Annotated in this window: 25 protein-coding genes; 4 read left to right on the forward strand and 21 right to left on the reverse strand. The window is 63.6% G+C overall.

Going from position 1 to position 20,749, the window contains the following annotated elements:
• Positions 1–236: 236 nt before the first annotated feature.
• The 20 genes from LOY67_RS02185 to LOY67_RS02280 all read right to left on the reverse strand — a co-directional run bounded on the left by LOY67_RS02185 (position 237) and on the right by LOY67_RS02280 (position 17,787).
• Entirely contained in the window at positions 237–683 is a 447-nt protein-coding gene (locus tag LOY67_RS02185; protein WP_265065747.1) for an excinuclease, read from the reverse strand.
• Between the two features lie 30 nt (positions 684–713).
• Positions 714–1,940 carry a beta-ketoacyl-ACP synthase gene (locus LOY67_RS02190; RefSeq protein ID WP_265065748.1) on the reverse strand — a complete coding sequence of 409 codons (1,227 nt, stop codon included), beginning with the start codon at positions 1,938–1,940 and terminating at the stop codon, positions 714–716.
• Positions 1,940–2,668 (reverse strand): 3-oxoacyl-ACP reductase FabG, encoded by a 729-nt coding sequence (gene fabG / locus LOY67_RS02195; protein ID WP_265065749.1) that lies wholly within the window; start codon positions 2,666–2,668, stop codon positions 1,940–1,942. The genes LOY67_RS02190 and fabG overlap by 1 nt, the downstream gene beginning before the upstream one ends.
• The gene (locus LOY67_RS02200) at positions 2,665–3,132 is read right to left on the reverse strand and encodes a hotdog family protein (protein WP_265065750.1); all 468 of its coding nucleotides are present in this window, start codon (positions 3,130–3,132) and stop codon (positions 2,665–2,667) included. Before LOY67_RS02200 ends, fabG begins: the two co-directional genes overlap by 4 nt.
• Positions 3,129–4,325, reverse strand: a complete 1,197-nt coding sequence (locus tag LOY67_RS02205; RefSeq protein WP_265065751.1) for a beta-ketoacyl-[acyl-carrier-protein] synthase family protein — start codon at positions 4,323–4,325, stop codon at positions 3,129–3,131. The genes LOY67_RS02200 and LOY67_RS02205 overlap by 4 nt, the downstream gene beginning before the upstream one ends.
• Positions 4,322–4,816, reverse strand: coding sequence for a DUF3261 domain-containing protein (locus LOY67_RS02210; protein WP_265065752.1), 495 nt, complete (start codon positions 4,814–4,816; stop codon positions 4,322–4,324). Before LOY67_RS02210 ends, LOY67_RS02205 begins: the two co-directional genes overlap by 4 nt.
• Entirely contained in the window at positions 4,813–5,541 is a 729-nt protein-coding gene (locus LOY67_RS02215; protein ID WP_265067680.1) for a class I SAM-dependent methyltransferase, read from the reverse strand. The genes LOY67_RS02210 and LOY67_RS02215 overlap by 4 nt, the downstream gene beginning before the upstream one ends.
• A 5-nt stretch (positions 5,542–5,546) precedes the next feature.
• Entirely contained in the window at positions 5,547–6,794 is a 1,248-nt protein-coding gene (locus LOY67_RS02220; RefSeq protein WP_265065753.1) for an NAD(P)/FAD-dependent oxidoreductase, read from the reverse strand.
• A 51-nt stretch (positions 6,795–6,845) separates the two neighbouring features.
• Entirely contained in the window at positions 6,846–9,185 is a 2,340-nt protein-coding gene (locus LOY67_RS02225; RefSeq protein ID WP_265065754.1) for an MMPL family transporter, read from the reverse strand.
• Entirely contained in the window at positions 9,169–9,762 is a 594-nt protein-coding gene (locus LOY67_RS02230; RefSeq protein WP_265065755.1) for an outer membrane lipoprotein carrier protein LolA, read from the reverse strand. The genes LOY67_RS02225 and LOY67_RS02230 overlap by 17 nt, the downstream gene beginning before the upstream one ends.
• Positions 9,759–10,184, reverse strand: a complete 426-nt coding sequence (locus LOY67_RS02235) for an acyl-CoA thioesterase (protein WP_265065756.1) — start codon at positions 10,182–10,184, stop codon at positions 9,759–9,761. The genes LOY67_RS02230 and LOY67_RS02235 overlap by 4 nt, the downstream gene beginning before the upstream one ends.
• Positions 10,177–11,721: an HAL/PAL/TAL family ammonia-lyase gene (locus LOY67_RS02240; protein ID WP_265065757.1), complete on the reverse strand. Its 1,545-nt coding sequence runs from the start codon at positions 11,719–11,721 to the stop codon at positions 10,177–10,179. The genes LOY67_RS02235 and LOY67_RS02240 overlap by 8 nt, the downstream gene beginning before the upstream one ends.
• Positions 11,702–12,646, reverse strand: coding sequence for a glycosyl transferase (locus LOY67_RS02245; RefSeq protein WP_265065758.1), 945 nt, complete (start codon positions 12,644–12,646; stop codon positions 11,702–11,704). The genes LOY67_RS02240 and LOY67_RS02245 overlap by 20 nt, the downstream gene beginning before the upstream one ends.
• Positions 12,643–13,377, reverse strand: a complete 735-nt coding sequence (locus tag LOY67_RS02250; RefSeq protein WP_265065759.1) for a glycosyltransferase family 2 protein — start codon at positions 13,375–13,377, stop codon at positions 12,643–12,645. The genes LOY67_RS02245 and LOY67_RS02250 overlap by 4 nt, the downstream gene beginning before the upstream one ends.
• Positions 13,378–13,553: 176 nt before the next feature.
• Positions 13,554–15,233, reverse strand: a complete 1,680-nt coding sequence (locus tag LOY67_RS02255) for an AMP-binding protein (RefSeq protein WP_265065760.1) — start codon at positions 15,231–15,233, stop codon at positions 13,554–13,556.
• Positions 15,230–15,775, reverse strand: coding sequence for a hypothetical protein (locus LOY67_RS02260; RefSeq protein ID WP_265065761.1), 546 nt, complete (start codon positions 15,773–15,775; stop codon positions 15,230–15,232). Before LOY67_RS02260 ends, LOY67_RS02255 begins: the two co-directional genes overlap by 4 nt.
• Positions 15,772–16,026 (reverse strand): acyl carrier protein, encoded by a 255-nt coding sequence (locus LOY67_RS02265; protein WP_024779866.1) that lies wholly within the window; start codon positions 16,024–16,026, stop codon positions 15,772–15,774. Before LOY67_RS02265 ends, LOY67_RS02260 begins: the two co-directional genes overlap by 4 nt.
• Positions 16,027–16,035: 9 nt before the next feature.
• Positions 16,036–16,293, reverse strand: coding sequence for a phosphopantetheine-binding protein (locus LOY67_RS02270; protein ID WP_024779865.1), 258 nt, complete (start codon positions 16,291–16,293; stop codon positions 16,036–16,038).
• Complete coding sequence (locus tag LOY67_RS02275) at positions 16,274–17,083, reverse strand: lysophospholipid acyltransferase family protein (RefSeq protein ID WP_265065762.1); 810 nt, start codon at positions 17,081–17,083, stop codon at positions 16,274–16,276. The genes LOY67_RS02270 and LOY67_RS02275 overlap by 20 nt, the downstream gene beginning before the upstream one ends.
• The gene (locus tag LOY67_RS02280) at positions 17,059–17,787 is read right to left on the reverse strand and encodes a beta-ketoacyl synthase chain length factor (RefSeq protein ID WP_265065763.1); all 729 of its coding nucleotides are present in this window, start codon (positions 17,785–17,787) and stop codon (positions 17,059–17,061) included. Before LOY67_RS02280 ends, LOY67_RS02275 begins: the two co-directional genes overlap by 25 nt.
• A 349-nt stretch (positions 17,788–18,136) precedes the next feature.
• On the opposite strand from LOY67_RS02280, the gene LOY67_RS02285 reads away from it, so the two are divergent.
• Complete coding sequence (locus tag LOY67_RS02285) at positions 18,137–18,907, forward strand: ParA family protein (protein ID WP_047700450.1); 771 nt, start codon at positions 18,137–18,139, stop codon at positions 18,905–18,907.
• A gap of 120 nt (positions 18,908–19,027) precedes the next feature.
• Here the strand turns inward: LOY67_RS02285 and trxC are convergent, their stop codons facing one another.
• The gene (trxC, locus tag LOY67_RS02290) at positions 19,028–19,462 is read right to left on the reverse strand and encodes a thioredoxin TrxC (protein ID WP_265065764.1); all 435 of its coding nucleotides are present in this window, start codon (positions 19,460–19,462) and stop codon (positions 19,028–19,030) included.
• A gap of 146 nt (positions 19,463–19,608) precedes the next feature.
• Here trxC and LOY67_RS02295 point away from each other — a divergent pair, with 146 nt between their 5' ends.
• From LOY67_RS02295 to LOY67_RS02305, 3 genes are all read left to right on the forward strand, one after another.
• Positions 19,609–19,887: a hypothetical protein gene (locus LOY67_RS02295; RefSeq protein ID WP_265065765.1), complete on the forward strand. Its 279-nt coding sequence runs from the start codon at positions 19,609–19,611 to the stop codon at positions 19,885–19,887.
• A gap of 167 nt (positions 19,888–20,054) precedes the next feature.
• On the forward strand, positions 20,055–20,351 hold the full coding sequence (locus LOY67_RS02300; RefSeq protein WP_265065766.1) for a type II toxin-antitoxin system HigB family toxin: 297 nt from the start codon (positions 20,055–20,057) through the stop codon (positions 20,349–20,351).
• The gene (locus LOY67_RS02305; RefSeq protein ID WP_265065767.1) at positions 20,348–20,749 is read left to right on the forward strand and encodes a helix-turn-helix domain-containing protein; all 402 of its coding nucleotides are present in this window, start codon (positions 20,348–20,350) and stop codon (positions 20,747–20,749) included. The genes LOY67_RS02300 and LOY67_RS02305 overlap by 4 nt, the downstream gene beginning before the upstream one ends.

Consider the following 20,749-nt stretch of genomic DNA (forward strand, 5'->3'; position numbering starts at 1 on the left):
TGGCGGTGTCAGGCAGGGTAGGAAGTGTGCCTGGCACACATCCCTGTGGGAGCGAGCTTGCTCGCGATAGCGGTGGATCAGTTGGCATCGCTGTCGACTGACCTGCCCCTATCGCGAGCAGGCTCGCTCCCACAGGGATTCTCAGTGAACCAAACGCCTGCGCCGGGCACAGAACCCTTGTGGGAGCGAGCCTGCTCGCGATGACGGCAGGCCAGGCTACATCAATGCCGAAAGGCTCACTGCACCTTCGACAGATCCCCTTTCAATGCCACTCCCGCCATGATCGCGCCGGCGTGGCATTCATAGGTTGCAGGGTCTTTGCGCTCGTTGCTCTTGTAGAAGCTGACGATATTGGTCACGGCATTGGCGCCGGCATTCTTGGCCGCCTGGTGCAGACTGATCAGCGCCGATTGCAGCACCCATTCGCAGGCCACTTCGTCGGACTTGTTGAAGGCGTTGGTTTTCTTGTTGGTCACCGCGCCAGGACTGATCACCGTGACGTTGCCGGCCGGCTTGTTGCCCGCCAGGTAGAACTTCACGCTGCCGTCGATCTTGCCGGTGCGGATGGCTTCGGCGACAACCTTGTCGAAAGGCAGGAACAGCGCGGTATCACGGGCCTGGCTGAGGGTCGGCAGGGTGCTGAGCAACAGGGCGGCGGTAACGGCGATTTTCTTCAACGACATCATGGTCTCCTTGACCAGAGGGAGCGGGAGTCAGCGCCAGCGACGAAAGATCAACGAGGTGTTGACCCCGCCAAAGGCGAAGTTGTTGTTCATCACGTATTCGTTACTCATCGACCGGAACTCGTGGCGCAGGTAATCGAGCTGGCCGCATTGAGGGTCGACTTCGTCGAGGTTGCAGGTATGCGCATAGCGGTCGCGGTTCATCATCTCGATGCTGAACCAGGACTCCAGTGCCCCGCAGGCACCCAGGGTATGACCCAGGAAGCTTTTCTGCGAACTGATGGGCATGCGTTCGCCGAACAGGCTGCTGGTGGCCAGGGTTTCGGCAATGTCGCCCTGTTCGGTGGCGGTGCCGTGACCGTTGACATAGCCGATGGCGGAGGGTTCGAGGCCCGCATCTTCCAGGGCCAGTTCCATGGCCCGGCGCATGGTAACCAGTTCGGGACGGGTGGCATGCTGGCCGTCGGCATTGCTGCCGAAGCCGACGATTTCGGCGTGGATCCGCGCACCGCGGGCCAGGGCATGTTCCAGTTCTTCAAGGACCAGCATGCCGGCGCCTTCACCGATCACCAGGCCATCGCGGCCCTTGTCGTAAGGGCGTGGGCTGGTCTGTGGCGCATCGTTTTTCAGGCTGGTGGCGTAGAGCGCATCGAAGACCATCGCTTCGGTCGGGCACAGTTCTTCCGCGCCGCCGGCAATCATCAACGGCAGGCGCCCGAACTTGATCGCCTCGTAGGCATAGCCGATGCCATGGCTGCCACTGGTGCAAGCGCTGGAGGTGGGAATCATCCGTCCGGTAAGCCCGAAGAAGATGCTGATGTTGGCCGCCGTGGTATGGGGCATCATCCGCACATAGGAGTTGGCGTTCAGGCCTTCGGCCACGCTGTTGAGCAGCATGTTGCCGAACGCCTTGACCTCGTCGGTGCTGCCGGTGGACGAGCCGCAGGATACGCCCATGCGTCCGTCCTTGATCGACTCGTCACCCAACAGGCCGGCGTCGGCCAGGGCCTGTTCCGCCGCGCCCACCGCCAGGCGCGAAACCCGGCCCATGCTGCGCAGTTGCTTACGTGTCCAGTGGGCGGGGACCTGGAAGTCATCGATGGGGCCGGCCAGGCGGGTGTTCAGTTCAGTGAAACGGTCCCACTCGTCCATGCGCCGGATGCCGCTGCGGTTGGCGGCGAAGTTGGCGGCGATGGTCTCCCAATCGCTGCCCACGGAAGTGATGCCGGCCATGCCGGTGACGACGACACGCTTCATCAGCACAAGCCCCCGTTGACGGCCAGGACCTGCCGGGTGATGTAGCCGGCTTCGGCGGACATCAGGAAATTCACCGCACCAGCCACTTCTTCCGGGGTGCCCATGCGCTGGGCGGGAATCATTTTCATCAGTTCTTCCACGGGTACGTTTTCATCGAGCATGGCGGTATCGATCAGCCCTGGCGCGACGCAATTGACGGTGATCTTGCGCTTGCCGAGCTCGATTGCCAACGCCTTGGCCGCGCCGATCAGTCCGGCCTTCGACGCACTGTAATTGACCTGGCCACGGTTGCCGATCAGCCCTGAAACCGAGGTGATGCAGACGATCCGTCCGGCGGCGCGACGACGGATCATCGGCATCATCACCGGATGCAGCACGTTATAGAAACCGTCGAGATTGGTGCGCATCACCGCGTCCCAATCTTCTTCGCTCAGCGCTGGAAACGCACCGTCGCGGGTCAGGCCGGCGTTGAGCACCACGCCGTAATACGCGCCGTGGGTGTCGACGTCGGCCTCGAGAATGGCTTTGCAGGCAGCACGGTCGGACACGTCGAACTGCAGGACCCGGGCCTGGCGTCCGAGGGCCTGTATCTCGGCCTGGACGGCTTGCGCCTCGGCACGACCGCTGCGGCAGTGCAGCACGATGTCATGCCCGGCCTGGGCCAGGCGCAGGGCGATGGCGCGGCCGATGCCACGGCTGGAGCCGGTGACCAGTACGGATTCAGTCATGGCGGGTTTCCTGTTGCGGACGGTTCATGGAGGTAGTGGGCGGACTGCGGCGGACGGAACACGTTCAACCGGGCGGTGGCGCGAATGCCGGGCGCTTCGATATGGCATTCGAACACACCCATGCCGTTGTCGTCTTCCAGCGAGCGCACGCCGCGGATGTCCAGCTCGGTGCCGACCGGAAAACAGTCGACATTGCATTCGAACTTGCGGGTGCCGAGCAGGAAGCCCAGCTCCACCGCATCACCACGTCGGCGCGCATGGCAACCGGCAAACGCGGCGACACTCTGGGCCATCAGTTCGATGCCGACCCAGGCCGGCAGGTCACCGTCTTCACGGTTGAACAAGCCGCCGGGCCGGACGGTGGCCTGGGTACGGATCTGCTCGTCATCGAAGGCCACGACGCGGTCGATGAGGATCATGTCGCCTGCGTGGGGCAGCAGCTCGGCGAGTGGCCAGTCAATCATGGGGCATCTCCGATAATCAGGCTGACGTTGTTGCCGCCGAAGGCAAACGAATTGCTCATCAGGCGACGGGGGCCGGTCGGGTTCAGGCGGCTGTCGGCGCGGGTCCAGGCCAGGGCCGGCAGTTCAGGATCTGCCTGGCCGTCCCAGACATGCGGCGGCAGGGCCCCGGCGGTGTTTTCCGCACTCAGGCTCAGCCAGCAGAATGCCGCTTCCAATGCCCCGGCCGCGCCCAAGGTGTGGCCGGTCATGGGCTTGGTGGAGGAACAGGGTATCCCGTCCGGAAACAGCCCGGCCACCGCATGGCTTTCCATGGCATCGTTGTGTTGCGTGGCGGTGCCGTGCAGGTTCAGGTAATCGATCTGACTGGCCTCGAGGCCCGCGCAGAGCAAGGCTTTCTCCATGGCCTGGCGAGCGCCACGGCCGCTGGGCTCCGGGGCGGAAATATGATGGGCGTCAGAGCTGGCGCCATCGCCGAGCAAGGCAATCGACGTTCCATTGCCTGGCGCTTTGCTCATGAGAAACAGCACGGCCGCCTCGCCGATGTTGATGCCGCTACGGTTCACCGAAAACGGATTGCAGCGTTCGTCCGATACCGCTTCCAGCGCCGAAAAACCGTTAAGGGTCAGCTTGCACAGGCTGTCCACCCCACCACAGAGCACCGCATCGCACAGGCCCAGGTCGAGCAAGCGCCGGGCGCTCATCAAGGCGCGGGCGCTGGAGGTGCAGGCGGTGGAAATCACATAGGACGGACCACTCAGGCCGAGCCAGTCGGAGAGAAAGTTGGCCGGGGCGCTGAGTTCCTGCTGCTGGTAGTCGTAGCCCTCCGGGAAGCGCTGCTCGCGCAGGTAATGGGCAATGCCCTGGCTGGCCTCGTCGATCCCCGAGGTGCTGGTGCCCAGGACGATGCCGATGCGAGCACGGCCGTAGGCCTGGATGGCCTGGTCGATCTCGGCACGGATCTGCATGCAGGCTTCCAGCAGCAACTGATTGTTGCGACTGCCATGGACGGCCAGGGTTTCGGGGATGGGCGCCAGTTCGCCGGTCACCGAGGCAACCGGCAAGGCACGCTCGGCCACCCACCCGGCTTCGACACGCAGGCCCGAGCAGTCGCCGGCGAACAGATTGCGCGCCACTTCATCTTTATCGCGGCCCAGCGCGCAGATCACACCCAGGGCATTCAAATAGGCGGTCATGGCGCGCTCTCGGTCAACGGTGTGATGCGGTAGTGGGGACCTTGGGGCAGGCTTAGCTGAAAATCCAGCGGCTGCTTGTAGCGCACCTGCCAGCGGGAATCCAGGGTTCGTTGCCCAGTCTGTTGCCGGGCGGTCGGGTAGTTGCCGGGCAGTTCGGTTTCCGGTGTCAGGGCGAACAGCAGCGCGGCAAACAGTTCTCGCGCTTCGGCGTTGGGGGGCAACAGCCCGTCGGCTTGCCACTGGCCGTCGACCAGGCGCTGACGGGCCAGGGGAATGCCCAGCGGGTCCATCATCGACCAGCGAATGCCAGCGTCTTCGCGCTGGATCACCAGTAGCCAGTCCTGGCGCTGGCCGGCCATTTGTCGCTCGATGTGCAATTGCAGCGGCAGCGCCAGGGTTGGCGTGCGCTCGGGCAGTGGCGCGTGGCTGGCGCAGGCACTGAGCAGCAACAAGCAGCCGATCAGCAGGCTGCCGAGGCCGGTACGAATCATTCGCCTGCTCCTTCGACGGGCTTGCGGGCCACGACGTTGACCAGGGTTTCTTCCCGCTCGCCGAACGGCCGGGGGCGGCGCAGGCCAAAACGTTCCAGCAGGCCGAAATCTTTGGAGCGGCTCCACCACAGGTAGGGATAGGACACGTTGCCGGCTTCGAATTGGAACCCTTGCTGGCGGATCATCTCCAGGTACTGCGCCGCGCTTTTCTGTACCTGCATGGGATGACGGAACAGCCAGCGGATGACCCAGGTATCGATGTAGGCCTCGGTGGATTCGGCGAACATCAAATAACCGCCGGGCTTGAGCACGCGATAGAACTCGGCCAGGGCCTTTTCCTGTTCCACCAGGTGATGGAAGGTCTGGTGACAGAACAGCAGGTCGACGCTGGCATCCGGTATCGCCAGGGTTGCGCAGTCGCTGCCGATCAGTTCCACGGCCATGCCCTGGCGGGCCGCTTCTTCGGCGCTCAGCGCCAGGCTGTGGGGATCGGCATCGACCCCGATCAGCCGCTGTGGCGCGAACACCTGGCGCAGGTACTGGAACGACTTGCCCTGGCCGCAACCGGCGTCCAGCAACACCGGGTAGGCCGGCAATGGTGTGCTGAACAGGCCGCGTAGGTCATTGATCGCCACGCGCAACACATGGTGCTGCCAGGTGTGGCTGCGCAGGAACCAGAAGCCGAAGCGGGTTTCTTCGACGTAGCTGTCGCTCAGGTAGTTCATCTCGCTCATGGGGCCGGGCTCGCACAGATTTCCGAGAGCATGCGCAGGCGTCGCTTGGGTTCGCTGACGAACGGGTTGCGTTGATCCCAGGCATAACCGGCCAGGATCGAGCTGATCATGCGGCGGATGTCGGACGAACCTTCGGTATAGAAGATCACGTCCTGGAAGGTGCCGGCGTACCAGCCCTCGACATAGCAGCGGAAGGTATCGACGCCGCGCTTGAGCGGTTCGGCGAACTCGCTTTGCCAGTCCACGGGTTCACCTTGCAACTGACGATGCAATACGTCGGCAGCCATGCTTGCCGAACGCATGGCGATGGTCACGCCGGAGGAAAACACCGGGTCGAGGAATTCCGCGGCATTGCCCAGCAGGGCGAAGCCTGAGCCGTGCAGGGTTTTGACGTTGGCCGAGTAGCCACCGATGGTCCGCGCCGGGGTATCCCACACCGCGTTGTCCAGCACCCCGGCGAGGCTTGGGGTCTCGTCGATGAAGCCCCGCAGGCAGGCGTCGAGGTCGTCGGTGCGGCCGGCAAAATGTTCCGCCGCCGCGACCACGCCCACCGAGCAACGCCCGCCACTGAACGGAATGGTCCAGAACCAGATATCACGCTGGGTCGGGTGGGTGGTGATGAGGATTTTCTCGCGATCGAAGGCCGGGTTATCGATACGGTCTTCGATGTGTGTGAATACCGCCTGGCGCAGCGGGAAGTTCGACGGTGCCTCAAGGTCCAGCAAACGCGGGAGGACCCGTCCATAGCCGCTGGCGTCGAGGACGAACCCGGCTTCGATCCGGTATTCGCTGCCATCCTCGCGCTGCACGCCCAGTTGTGGTTTGGCGAGGTTGAAGTCGACGTTGGCGATGGCTTCGCCATAACGGATCTCTACGCCTTGCAACGCGGCTTGATCGGCCAGCAGCTTGTCGAAGTCGGCGCGCTGTACCTGGAAAGTGGTGGGCTTGCCTTCGCTGAAGGTGTCGCCGAAATCGAAGGCGCTGTAGCGCTCGCCCCAGGCGAAGGCCGCGCCGTTCTTGCGCTGGAAACCGGCGGCATTCACCGCGTCGAGCATGCCGGCCTCTTCGACGAAGTCCAGGCAATGGGACAGCAGGCTCTCGCCGATGGAGAACCTTGGGAAATGCTGGCGTTCGATGACCAGCACATCGTGCCCCTTGCGCTTGAGCAGCGCGGCCGCGATGGCGCCGGACGGCCCTGCGCCGATGATGACGACCTGGCGACGTTCCATTTCAGTTGCAGGCATTTGGACTCCTTGCCGAGGCAGCGATGTTTGAATGAGAAGGGGGCGTGATCATCATTGGATGGGTTCCAACGCTGACATTGCATGCGCCTGGCGCCCGGCCCACGGCGCCAGCAAGAAGCTGAACGCCAGCCCCAGGCTCACCGCCAGGCCGAAGTTGCTCACCGCCGGCGTGCTGGAAAGCGCCAGCAGGCCGAACGACAGCCACGTGGTGACCGCCGCCAGCAACGTGCCCAGCAGGCTCACGGCGGCGCCGCCGATCTGCTCGCGCATCAGGATCGCGTAGTCGACACCGATAGCCGTCACCAGCAGCAGGCCGAACAGGCTGAACAGTGTCAGCGGCTGCCCCAGCCAGCCCAGGCTCGCCAGGCTGCACAGTGCGGCCAGCAAAGGCAGGGCGACGATGCGCAGGGCTGCGCCGACGCCGAACGGCCAGATCAACACCAGCACGATCAGCACGCAGGAAGCCAGTTTCAGTTCGGCGGCGCTGATCTGTGTGGCAGCGAACACCCGGTTCAGGTCCCCCAGGCGATCCACCAGTTGCACGCCGGGCAGGTCCACCGCCTGCAAGCGCAGCAGCGCGGCGTCGTTCAAGCCTTGCAAACTGACCATCGCGGCCACGCCTTGCGCTGTCGGGCCGAGCCAGAGTGTGCGGTATGGCTCGGCCAACGGACCGGTCAGCGCGGCATCGATGTCTTCCACCGGCAAGGCTTGCAATTGGGTCAGCTCCGCTTGCAGCGCGGCGACCGGCACGCCCAGGTCCAGGAGCGGTTGCCAGAACGCCGGGAGCCGAGCCAGGGCCTCGCGCACTTTCTGCTGTTCGGCCGGTGGGCTGACCAACTGGTTCAGCGACAGGTAGCCCTGGAGTTTTTCCAGGCCGATCAACTGGTCCAGCCGCTCGTTGAGGGCGGTCTGGCGTTCCAGCAGTTGGGGTTGATTGTCGGCGCGAATCAGGAAGAACTGGCTGGTGGGCTGGAAACCGGTGATACGGGCAATATCGCGGGCCTCGTCAGTCAGGTGCTGGGGCGTGCCGATCCACTGGCGGATGTCGTTTTTCGTGCTCAGGTGCCAAAGCCCACCGGCGCAGAAGATCAGCAGCAGCGCCAGCAGGATGGGTGTGCGTACCCGAGCCAGCAGCGCTTCGCGGACCTTGAGCAGTTGTTCGCAAAGCCGCAGCGGCCACTGGGCAGGACGCAGGTCCGTGCCCTTGAGCAGTGCCGGCAGCAGGCAGACCGCGGTCAGGTACGCGCCGAGCAGCCCGGCGGCGGAAAATACCGCGATCTGGGTCAGGGCCGGGAAGGGCGTCCAGGCCAGGGCCAGATAGCCGATGCAGGTGGTCGCCAGGCTCAGGCTCAGCCCCGGCAGGGTCAGGCGCAGGGCCGGCCAACTGCGCCAGGGCTTGAGGCTCCAGCTCTTGGACAGGTAGTGCAGCGGATAGTCCACCGCTACGCCGATCAGGCTCGAGCCCAGCACCAGGGTCATGACATGCATGCGTCCGAATAGCGCCACACAGGCCACCGCGCCGAACAGCATGCCCACCAGCACCGGCACGAACGCCAGCCATACCTGCAGGCGTCGGAAGGCCAGCAGCAACAGCAACAGAATGCCGAAGGTCGCGCCACCGCCGACCCAGGTGATTTCCCTGGATGCCTGTTGCTGGCCGCTGGCGGCGTAGAGCAAGCCGCTGGCTGCCAACAGTTGCCCCTGGGCCTGGCCTGCCTGGTCGCGGCTGCGTTGCAGCAGATCGGCCACTTGCAGCGGCAGGTTCATGTCGAACGCGTTGCCTTGGGTGCGGGCCCGTAGCATCACCCAGCTTTTGCCATCGGCATCGGCGATCAAGGCGCCGCTGCCCACGTCCAGCTGTATCGCGCCGCGTTGGGGCTGGCTGTTCTGGATGCGCCCGGTCAGGCCCAGCCAGTCATCCTGGCTCGGTACCAGGCTGAAACCGCTGAACGGGTCGAACAGGGCCTGCACCCGCTGCTGAATGAACGCCTGGGGCTGGTCGATCAATTGCTGCCGGTCCGCGGCCGAGAGCATCGCCAGTCGTCCATTCAGTAATTGCGTGCGCAGCGCCGGCAGATCGGCTTGCAGCGTCCACTGGACCCGGTCGAACAGGCCGCTGGCCTGCCATTGCTCGCCAAGGGTTTGCGCCAGGACGATGGCTTGCTGGCGGTCGGCGTGACCGACCAGCACCAGCACCTCGCGATTCAGTGGCTCTTGCATGCGCTGTTCGGCGACGAGCTCCAGGGCATCGGGGGAGGTGCCCGGTACCAGTTCCATGAGATTGGCCGACAGTGGCGCACCGTGGCGCCATTGCCAACCGGCCAGCGCCAGCACCGCCAGCAGCAGGATCAGGAACAGCCGTGGCAGCCTGCGTTCACTCGGCAAAGTCATGTTGCTCCGCTTCGCTCAAGGGTTGCGTGGCGACGTTGTCCTGCATGCGCAGGACCGTGCTGTCGCCCTGGGTTTCCAGCAGTTCGATGCGCTGCACCAGCTCACCGCCGTCAATGTTGATCTGGTTGAAAACCTGTTTGAGCAGCACCGAGCGCGGGGTCAGGGTCAACTTCCAGTGCTGTGGTTCGCCCGCCAGGCTCAACTCGAAATCCCGTAGCAGGCCACTGCTGTCGCCCTGCAGAACGGCCAGGAACAGTCGGTTCTGCTCGGCCCCGGCGCTCTTGTTCGGCAGCATCTGCCAAGCGCTACCGTCCCGCCGGGCGATGCCCTGGGCGGTGATGCGGTAGTCCTGTTGCAGCGGCGTCTGCAGCAGCCACAGCAGGCCGTGTTTCTTCGCCAGCACGAAATGCCCCTTGCTGACGAGCGGTTGTGGCAGGGCGCGCAGGTGCTTTTCCTGGATGAACTGGCCGTGAATGACGTCCGGGCGGGCCAACTGTTCGCTCAGTTGCTGCAAGTCGAAGGCCTGGGCCAGGGGCGACAGGCAGAGCAGCGACAACCAGAGGGTCAGGCGTTTCATGACAGTTTCCTTTCGACGGCGTCGACCAGCACCCGGGGCGAGGCCAACAGCATCTCGCGAGTCGTGACGTCCACAGCCACTTGCACCGAACTGGCGCGGGTCAGGCGTTCGCCGGTGGCCGTGTCGCTGATCAGGTAGTTGATCTTCAACCGGTTCTCCCATTCCACCAGGCTGGCGCGCACGGTCAGGGGCTGGCCGAACACCGCGCTGCGCACGTAGCGCAGTTGCAGGTCGATCACCGGCCACGCATACCCGGCGGCGAGCATGTCGTTGTAGTTGTGGCCGATCTCATCGAGCAAGGCACAGCGGGCCACTTCCAGGTATTTGACGTAGTGACCGTGCCAGACCACGTTCATCGAATCGACATCGAAAAACGGCACGACAATCGGTGTCTCGACATGCAGCACGCCCTGGCTACGCATGCAGCCTCCAGTGTTGCTCGGCGATGCGTTGCAGGCACAGGCGCAGTTCGCCTTCCAGGGCGCGGTCTTCGATGACCGGCGGGAAGTCCCCGGCCAGTTGTTCGCGCATGGCGGCCAGGGCCGGCGGCAGCGGTCGCGCGTCCTCGGCGCGACTGCGTAGCCACACGCCCTGGTTGGCGGCCAGCAATGTCGCGGCGGCGACTTGTTCGGTCAGCTCCAGCACGCGGATCGCATCCCGGGCGGCAATGGTGCCCATGCTGACCTTGTCCTGGTTGTGGCACTCGGTGGAGCGTGAGAACACGCTGGCCGGCATAGTGTTTTTCAGGGCTTCGGCGGTCCAGGCGCTGGCACCGATCTGTACAGCCTTGAAGCCATGGTTGAGCATCGCCCGCTCGGCGCTGGCACCGGACAGGTTGCTCGGCAGGCCATGGTTGTAGCGCTCGTCCACCAACAGGGCGAGTTGGCGGTCGAGCAGGTCGGCGACGTTGGCCACCAGGTTCTTCAGGCTGTCCATGGCGAAGGCGATGTGACCGCCATAGAAATGCCCGCCGTGCAGCACCCGCTCGGCTTCGGCGTCGATGATCGGGTTGTCGTTGGCGCTGTTGAGTTCGGTTTCGATGAACGCGCGCAACCAGCCCAGGCTGTCGGCCAGCACACCAAGCACGTGAGGTGCGCAGCGCAGGGAGTAGCGATCCTGCAGGCGGTGCAGCGGCGCGGTCGGGGCGTCGATCGCCAGGTCCTTGCGCAGCCACGCGGCGACCTGCATCTGCCCCGGGTGTGGCTTGGCGGCGAACAGGCGCTCGTCAAAGTGCTCCGGATTGCCTTGCAGGGCGACGACGTTCAGCGCGGTGATGCGGGTTGCCAGTTGCAGCAGGTAGTCGGCCCGGGCGAAGGTCAGGCAGGCCAGGCCGGTCATCACGGCGGTGCCGTTCATCAGCGCCAGGGCTTCCTTGGGCCGCAGCACCAGCGGGGTCCAGCCCAGTTCGCGGTGCACATCGGCGGCCATCCGGCGTTCGCCACGGAACATCACTTCCCGTTCGCCGGAGAGTGTCGCCGCCACATAGGACAGCGGCGTCAGGTCGCCGCTGGCGCCCACCGAACCTTCTTCCGGAATCAGCGGCAGGATGTCGTGTTCGAGAAACGCCTGGAGCCGTTCCAGCAGTTCCACCCGCACCCCGGACACGCCGTGGCACAGCGACTGCAAGCGCGCGGCCAGCACCGAGCGGGTGGCCTGGGCATCCAGCAGCTTGCCCAGACCGCAGCCGTGGAAGGTATAGAGGTGGCGCGGCAGCGCCTCGACGTGGTGCAACGGCACGGCCACCACGCAGGAATCGCCGTAGCCGGTGGTCACGCCGTAGATCACCCCTTCCTTGTCCAGCAGGGAGTCGAGAAATTGCGCACCCTTGGCGATGCGCTGGCGGAACGCCGGATCATCCTGCAACTGCGTCGGCGCCTGACGGTTGGCCAGGGCCAGCACGTCTTCGATGCGCAAGGGGCGTTCGCCGAAGGTTACCGGCTCAAGAGTGGGCATCGTCATCGGTCTTCCAGAATGGGTAAAAGTTGAACCACTGTTGGGGGGCCTGGAGGCAGTATTGCGCCAGGCGCTCGGCGTAGCGACCGGCCCAGTGGGCGATCACTTGCTCGCGTTCGGTGCGCTTCCACAGTACGGCATCGGCGAAAGGCTCGAGGGTGACGCGGTAGCGCCCCTCGTGCTTGAGGCACATCAGCAGGTTGACCGGGCATTTCAGCAGGCCGGCCAGCAGCCACGGCCCCTGGGGAAAGTTGGCCGGGTGACCCATGAAGTCCACGGTCACGCTGCGCCCGCCGTGCAGCGGTACGCGGTCGCCGGCAATCGCCAGCCACTCGCCGCGCTCCAGGCGTTCGCTCAGTTGCAGCATCACCGCCGGATCCAGCTCGCTGACCTGGATCAGCCGCAGGTGCGTGGCGCCGGCTTCACCCAGCAGGCGATTGAATTGTTCGGCGTGCTTGGTGTGCACCAGCACGTTCATGGTGACTTTTTCCCCCAGCTCGGCCAGGGCCCGGCACATTTCCAGGTTGCCTAGGTGTGCCCCCACCAGCATCTGCCCGCGAGCGCCACGCAGGTGATTGCGTAGCAGTGCGGTATCGACGATTTCGATCTGCTCGATGCTCAGCTTGCCGTTCCACACGTCGAGCTTGTCCAGCAGCGAGTCGGCGAAGGCCATGAACTGCCCGAAGACTTTCCGGTGGGTAGGACGCAGTTCGATGCGGCCGCTCCAGTCGGCCAGGCGCTGCTGATATTGCCAGGCGGCCTGGCGAGCGCTGCGACCGAAAATGAAAAAGTACAGGACGATGCCGTACAGCACCGGGCTCAGCAGACGACGGCCCAGCACTTTGGCGGCGAATGCCGTGAGTTTCATCAGCCAGAAACTGCCGCGCTCCTGGCGGTCGGCCCAATGCTGTTTGTCTGCCTCAATACTCATGTCCGCCACCGTCGCCAGAGAATCAGGGGAGAACGCACCAGCATGCCGAAGAACAACCGCGTGTGCATGCTGGAAATCAGCACGTTGTCGTGGAACAGGCGGAAGTGCGAAACCCCGTCCTGAGGGTAGTGGACCCGGGTACGCAGCCAGCACATCGGCTGGTTGCGCCAGGCCAGTCGCACCAGGATGTCCGAATCGAAATCCATGCGCCTGCCGATGTTCGCCGAATTGATCAGCGCCAGGGTCGCTGGCAGGGGGTAGACCCGAAAGCCGCACATGGAGTCGCGGATCTGCAAGGACAGGCTGTTGATCCAGACCATGACGTGGGTCAGGTAGCGAGCGTACAGGCGACCTTTCGGCACGCTGGCGTCGTATTGCGGGTAACCGCAGATCAGCGCTTCCGGGTGGGCGCGGGACTGGTCGATGAAGGTTTTCACGTCGCCGAGGTCGTGCTGCCCGTCGGCGTCCACCTGCAAGGCGTGGCTGAAGCCCAGGCGCGAGGCTTCTCGCAGGCCGGACATGACGGCGCCACCCTTGCCCTGGTTGATGGCCAGCCGGACCAGATGAACCCGCTCATCCTCGGCCAGCCGTTCCAGCACGGCGGCGCAAGTCGGGCTGCTGGCGTCGTCGACCAATACGCAGGGCAGGTTGTTGGCGAGCAACGCCTGGACCACCGCGGCGATGGCGGTTTCGTGGTTGTAGACGGGGATGACGGCGCAGGGGTTATGCATGTCTTTTGCCTTCCACCGAATCCTTGTGGCGAGGGGATTCAGCGAAGCGTCGCACCGCCCCGCTCGAGTGCGAAGCACTCGCCAACGAATTGTGGTGTTGCACAGGACTTGGGGTCGCTGCGCAACCCAGCGGGGATAAATCCCCTCGCCACAGTGGGGCGATGTGTTCAGGAAAATCAGGCATCAGCCGCCCCCAGCACAATCCGCCCACTGGAACACGCTGCCGTATCGTTGCGGTAGGCGAAGTACAGCTTGCTGCGCTCGCGGTCGAAGCGCAGGTGCAGCTGGATTTCATCGCCGGGGCGCACCAGTTGCTGGAACTTCAGCACTTCCATTCCGACGAATCGCGGTGGCAGGTCCAGCAGTTGTCGGCCCAGGTTCAGGGCCCAGTCAACCTGCACCACGCCGGGCAAGACCGGGGCGGTGGGAAAGTGGCCGCTGAAGTACGCCAGGTCCGGCGGCACGACCAATTGCAGGCTCCATTCGCCGTCGGTCTCGAGCTGCTCCAGCACGTCAGGCGTTTTTGCACGCGGTTCCGTCAGCAGGGCTTCGACCTCGGTCTGGGGCAACTTGCCCTGGGCGTTGAGGGGCAACTGCCGCAACCAGCGCCAGCGCCGTGGCAGGGCCAGGGTTTCGCAATGCCCGCTCAGGTGGCGGCGCAAGGCTTCGGTCACGGCGCGACGGCCCAGGTTGCGCAACGCATGGAGACCGGTTTCGCTCAGCACCAGCAGGGCGCCGAGGGAGGCGCGATTTTCCCGCACCACGCCCAGCCGCGCTTCGCTCACCCAGTCGTGGGCCATCAGTGCCTGTTCCAGCATCGGCAGGGAAATGCGTTTTTCTTCGAGCTTGACGATGCGGTCCAGCCGTCCGAGCAGTTCGAAGCGCCCGTCGGCGTCAATCCGCGCCGCGTCGGCGGTGTGTTCTACATGGCCGGGCGGCAGATAGGGCGACGCGATCAGCAAGGCACCGTCGCTGTCCTGGCTCAGTTCGACACCGGCAAAGGGCTGCCACCGTTCATCGCCCTGGCGCCAGGCGATGCCGCCGGTTTCCGAGCTGCCGAATATTTCCGTCGGCCATTGGTCCAGGCGCTGCTGCAGGCTTTGAGCGGCCTCGGCCGGCAAGGCGCCGCCGGAGGAAAATACCCGGCGCACGCTGCTCAGGGCCGGCCAGTCGAGGTTGTCACCCATGCGCTTGAGCAGCGCCGGGCTGGCGACCCAGGCGAAGACCGGGTGTTCGCGACTGGTGCGTTGCAGGTCTTCCGGGAACGCCAATTGCCGACGCACGAACGGCCGCCCGGCGCACAGCGGCCACAGCACCCGGAACAGCAAGCCATAGATGTGCTGGGCGGCGACGCTGCCGATCATGCAGGCCGGGCCCAGGTCGGCGCCCCACAGTTGCTCCAGGGCCTGGACTTCATTGCTCAACTGACGCAGGTTTTTCTCGATGCGCTTGGGCTCGCCGCTGGAGCCGGAGGTGCACAGGCTCAGCCAGCATTGGTCGAGGTCCAGCTCGACAGGCTCCAAGGGGGCCTGTCGCAAATCGCCGGGATGGGTGTCGCCGGGCTGGTCGGTCAGCCACAGGTCGACCTCGGCCGACCAGCGCTGGCGGGTCTGGGCCTGCAGGTCTGCCGGCAGAAGGACGCGCACCCCGGCCCGCCAGGCGCCGAGCAGGGCGATGGCCAGGTCGGCGGCGTCTTCCAGGTGCACGGCCATGCGCTGTACGCCCCGGGCGCACAGGCCCGCAGCCAGGCACAGCGCCGCGTCCCGCAGTTGCGAATGACTGAGTGCCGGATCGACTGCAACTGCGCGCTCCGGCTGAGCCTTGAGCAACATCTGCTCAAGTGTTATCCAATTCATGGGCGGCCTCTTACCCTTTGTCGTATGAGCCATTCAATGGCAAACAGCAGCCCCATCAACCCGTAGGAAATCAGGCCGGTGTACAACATCCACCAACTCAGCGGCGCCCAGAGGGTCAGGGCAGCGGCGAGCAAACCGTTACACAGGAAAAACACACTCCAGGCCACTGTGACCTGGCGGGTATACACCACCGCTTTTGCCGGCAGCTGCGGTTCACGCAGGCGGGCTATGCGCTCGATCATCGGCGGGCCGTATTTCAGGCTCAGGGCGAACATCCCGAGCATGAAGGCACTGATCAGTACCGGATACCAACGCAGCAGCAGCGGATTATCGAACAGCGCGAGCAACCCGCAGAACACGATCGCCGCGACCGCCATCCAGAGATTGCCGGGCCCGCGGTTAACCAGCAGTGCCCGGGCCAGCCAGAGGCTACCCAGCAGCAGGCCGAACTGCCATGGGGCGAAGTGCTCCATGCCGAAATACACCGCAAAGGGGTACAGCAGGCCCGCCAATAGCAGGCCAAGGCCAATCAGCCGGCTCATGCGGCCGGTTGGACCAGTCGATAGACTGCCTCGACCACGTCATTGACGGTGCGTACCGTCTTGAATTCTTCAGCGGCGATTTTCTTGCCGGTCTGGCGCTTGATGTGGTCGATGAGATCGACCGCGTCGATGCTGTCGATTTCCAGGTCCTGATACAGGTTCGATTCCAGCGTCACGCGCTCAGGGTCCAGTTCGAAAAGCTCCACCAGGGCATCGCGCAGGGTGTTGAAAATGTCGTCACGAGTTTGCATGGTCCGGTCTCAAGCGCGTTTTGCAGTGACGAAGGCCGCAAGGCTTGCCACATTGCTGAAATGGTTGCGGGTGTCCTTGGCGTCGGCATCTATCTTGATGCCGTACTGTTTCTGGATCGCCAGGCCAAGCTCCAGGGCATCCACCGAGTCCAGGCCCAGGCCTTCGCCGAACAGGGTCTGGTGGTCGCCGATGTCGTCGACCTCGATGTCCTCCAGGCCGAGGGCGTCGATGATCAGCTGTTTGATGTCACGGTGCAGATCGCTCATCTTCGGCGAGCTCCTTGATGAAATAGTGATGCAAAAAGTCGTTGAGCCTGCGCGAAGCAAGGGGCGGGGGCCCGAGCGTGGCGAACGCTTGTGGATCTATATCGGCCCCCACATGAAAACTGAAGTGCACGCGGCGCTGGGGAATGCGATACCAGGGTTCGGCCTTGGTCAGGGTGGTCGGGCTGACCTTGATGGTCACGGGCGTGAGGATTTTCGCACCCCGCAGAGCGATGGCCGCGGCGCCCCGATGAAAGGCCGGCGCCTGGCCCGGCTGGGTGCGGGTGCCCTCGGGGAACACAATCAGGGTCTGGCCTTCCTTGAGGGCGTCGCTGGCGGCGTCAAGCATGTCCATGCTGCCGTCGTTGCTGATGTATTGGGTCGAGCGCAACGGGCCGCGGGTGAAGGGGTTGTCCCAGAGGCTTTGCTTGACCACGCAGTTGGCATCGCGCACCAGCCCGATCAGAAACACCACGTCGATCAACGACGGATGGTTGGCGATGATCATCTGCCCGGGCCGGCCAAGCTTTTCCGCGCCGTCGATCCGGTAGGTGAGTACACCGGTGCGAGCCATGAACCGGATGAAGAACCAGAACAGCCGGCCAACCGTGCGTCGGGCCCGTTGCCGGTGAGCCTGGGCATCGCCGGGCCACCAGGCCAGCAGCGGAAACACCAGCAACCGCAGGCACAGCCCGCCCAGCCCGAACAGGGCGAAGCTTGCGGCGGTTGCGAGCAGGCGCCAGTAATAAGCGTCGCGATGCTTGCCGGTCACCGGTTGCGTTGCCAGGTCCATACACGATTCTTCCAGGCATGTTGGCAGGTGGTTTCGTTGTTCAGCAGGGTACGCAGCAGATCCAGGGCATGGGGCCAGTCGCTGCCGGGCGGTTGGGCCCGCGGGGTGGACAAGGCCAGTTGCCAGTCGTCGCCCCGGGTCAGCAGCAGCCCCATCGCATAGGGAAACGGCACGTCGTCGACCCAAGGCGCATAGACCTGGGGCGGTTGCTCTTCGGTAATCACCAGCAGCACCGCTGGCGCACCTTCATTCAGCAGCGCGGCGGCTTCGAGTACGCCATGCTCCAACCCGTCGCCCGTGGCGGCCAGGGCCGTCATCTCGCTGGTTTCGTTGCGCATGATCGACCACAGGCCAATCACCGCGTTGTGCACCGACAGGCTGAACTGGGTGGGCGACAACGGTTGCTCGGCTGCCAGGTCCTTGAGAATCTCGAAAGTGCGCGGGGTTTCACCGTGGCGGGAAATAAAGACCAACGGCAGGTTCGGCCGGCCTTCGGCCAGGGGCCAGCCGACACTGAAGGCCATCCGTGCCAGGCGGCTGAGACGGCGGCGCTGCATGGCCGGCAGAAACGAGACATCAGGGGCGGCATCGTTGGCGGGCAATATCACCGGCTGTCGGCTCCAGGCCTGCCAGTCGTCCACGCTTTCGAGCCCAGGGGCCCATGCGCGCCATTGGGCGATATTGAAATTGATCACAAAATTCATCCCATCCCTGCGGGCTTTTTTATTGTCACGGCTCAGTGGTTTGACCCGCGTCCAACCCAGCATGGTCTTGCGACCCAAATGGCGCGCATTATCCCGGTGCCGTTGGCTTGTAGCAAATAATGGTTACATCTAAGCGGGAAAATCTGACCGTGGGTTCGTCCCGGCTCAGATGGCTTATTGTGGCGATTATGACGCGCCTGTCTGTCGGCTGCTTCCGACATCTACCGGGCGAACTGACGCTTCTTTAGCGGAAAAAGCCTCTAACGCTGTAGTCCACCCATGCTGAAGGTAGCGAAGCGGTGTCATCGCCTACTACACTCGGGAATCTTTGATACACGGAGGTTTTGACATGCGGCGCGTGGTATTCAATCAGAAAGGTGGCGTGGGCAAGTCCAGCATCGCCTGCAATCTGGCGGCGGTCAGCGCCAGCGAAGGGTATCGCACGTTGTTGGTGGACCTGGACGCACAGGCCAACTCCACTCAATACCTGACCGGTCTCACCGGCGACGATATCCCCATGGGCATTGCCGACTTCTTCAAGCAGACCCTGTCGTCCGGGCCCTTTTCGAAGAAGAACAAGGTCGATATCTACGAAACGCCATTCGACAACCTGCATGTCATCACCGCCACTGCCGAGCTGACGGACCTGCAGCCCAAGCTTGAGGCCAAGCACAAGATCAACAAGCTGCGCAAATTGCTCGAAGAGCTGGACGAAGATTACGATCGGATTTACCTGGATACCCCGCCGGCCCTGAACTTCTATGCGGTTTCAGCGTTGATTGCGGCAGATCGGGTGTTGATCCCCTTCGATTGCGACAGTTTCTCTCGTCAGGCGCTGTACGGCCTGCTGGCGGAAATCGAAGAGCTCAAGGAGGATCATAACGACGGCCTGGAGATCGAAGGCATCGTGGTCAACCAATTCCAGGCCAGGGCCAGCCTGCCGCAGCAGATGCTCGATGAACTGATCGCCGAGGGCTTGCCGGTGTTGCCGGTGTACCTGAGCAGTTCGGTGCGTATGCGCGAATCCCATCAGGCCAGCCTGCCGCTGATTCACCTGGACGCGCGGCACAAGCTGACCCAGCAGTTCGTGGAGTTGCATGGGTTGCTGGAAAATGCCTGACTGAATAGGCTCAGTCGCCCATGTGGGAGCGAGTTTGCTCGCGATAGCGGATTGACAGGCAACCTCGATGTTGAATGTGCCTGCGCATCGCGAGCAGGCTCGCTCCCACAATGGCCTGGCTCAGATCCCCTGGCTGCGCAACCAGCTCATCAGTTGCGGCAAGGGCAACGCGCCGCTCTGGCGCGCGACCTCCTTGCCATCCCTGAACAGGATCAGGCTGGGAATCGAGCGAATCCCCAGTTGCGCCGACAGCTGCGGATTGGCTTCGCTGTCGAGTTTGGCCAGCCGGCATTTGCCGGTCAGTTGCGTGGCGGCCTGTTCGAACACCGGCGCAAAGGATTTGCAGGGCCCGCACCAGTCTGCCCACACATCCACCAGCAACGGCAGGTCGCCCTTGATCTGGCTGGCGTAATCACCCTGTTTGAGCTCGAACGGCTTGTCCAATAGCACCGGGGCCTTGCAACGCCCGCACTTGGGCTGGTCGCCCAAACGTTCGGCAGGTATGCGATTGAGCCCGTTGCAATGGGGGCAGGGGATCAGCATCGACTCAGGCATGGTGGTCTCCAAAAGACAGTCATGACCCTGATCTGGTGTCGCCGAGGCGGTTTATCAAGGTTGCCATTCATCAGATGCGCCGCACTGAAGGCCCCTGGCGGCCTCAAAAAACCACAACGCATCTGTTCGCAACCCATGGAGGTCCCATGCGCCATCCTCGAGAACCTGTCACTCGCGCCCCGCAGGACAACCCCAACGACGACGGCTGGGTACTCGGCACCGCCGGTCGCGACGAAGACCCGAATGCCGCCCCCGCCTATGCAATTGATCGCCGCCATGAACTGGATGAACTGACCCCCGAAGATTCCCGCGGTATGCCCGGCTACCCCGAGAAAAAACCGCCGGCCAAACCGACTGACAAGGACGCCGCCGAGACTGAGCCGGGAATCGAAACGCCTGAGCAGGGGAACGATAAGGTTGGGTGAATAGGGACTTTCATATCCACTCACATTTTTAACCGAAGCTTCAAGCTCTGGATAACTAGGCTGAACGAGGCGGCAGAGAGCCGTCTGTCTGTTCGGCTCTATCGCAATTTGCGATGCGCCGCATGTGTGTTTAACTCTTCCATAGCAAAATGCGATAAGGACATTGCGTGCACGTGATCACTGAGAAGCGCATCTGGGAAGCAAAGGAGAAGTGGTCACGCTCAGCCGGCGCATTGGATCAATGGTATCGGCTGATCGAGCGCAACAATCCGTCGGACTTCGCGGCGATGAAGTCCATTTTTCCCGCTACCGATAAAGTCGGCCCGCTGAATGTGTTCGATATAGGTGGGAACAAGTTGCGACTGATCGCTGTGGTTCGATACCGGCCTCAGCGCTTGTATATCAAATGTGTGCTGGATCATCAGGAATATGACAGAGGCATGTGGAAGGAGGAAAAGGGATGAGTGCACTGATAGAACAAGTGGCCGCTCATTGGGAGTTTGTGTCGCCTCTGCTGCGCAAACCCAGGAACGAAGAGGATTACGACCGGCTGGCCGGTGCTCTTGATGAGTTATTGGAGTGGGTGGGTGAAGACGAGGCGCATCCGTTGATGAGTCTGGTGGACATCATTGGAGAATGGATCGAGGCTTGGGACCATCAGCACCGGCCCATGCCCAAGGCGAGCGGCGTCGAAGCGCTTCGTTATCTGATGCGCGAGCACGGCATGAGCCAGAGTGACTTACCGGGTGTCGGCACCCAATCGGTGGTATCGGAAATATTAGGTGGCAAGCGTCAGCTCAACTTGAGACAGGTCCGCTGGTTGGCTGAGCGTTTCGGAGTGTCTGTCGAGACCTTCATCTGA

Source organism: Pseudomonas sp. B21-056, from assembly GCF_026016325.1.
Taxonomy (GTDB): Bacteria; Pseudomonadota; Gammaproteobacteria; order Pseudomonadales; family Pseudomonadaceae; genus Aquipseudomonas.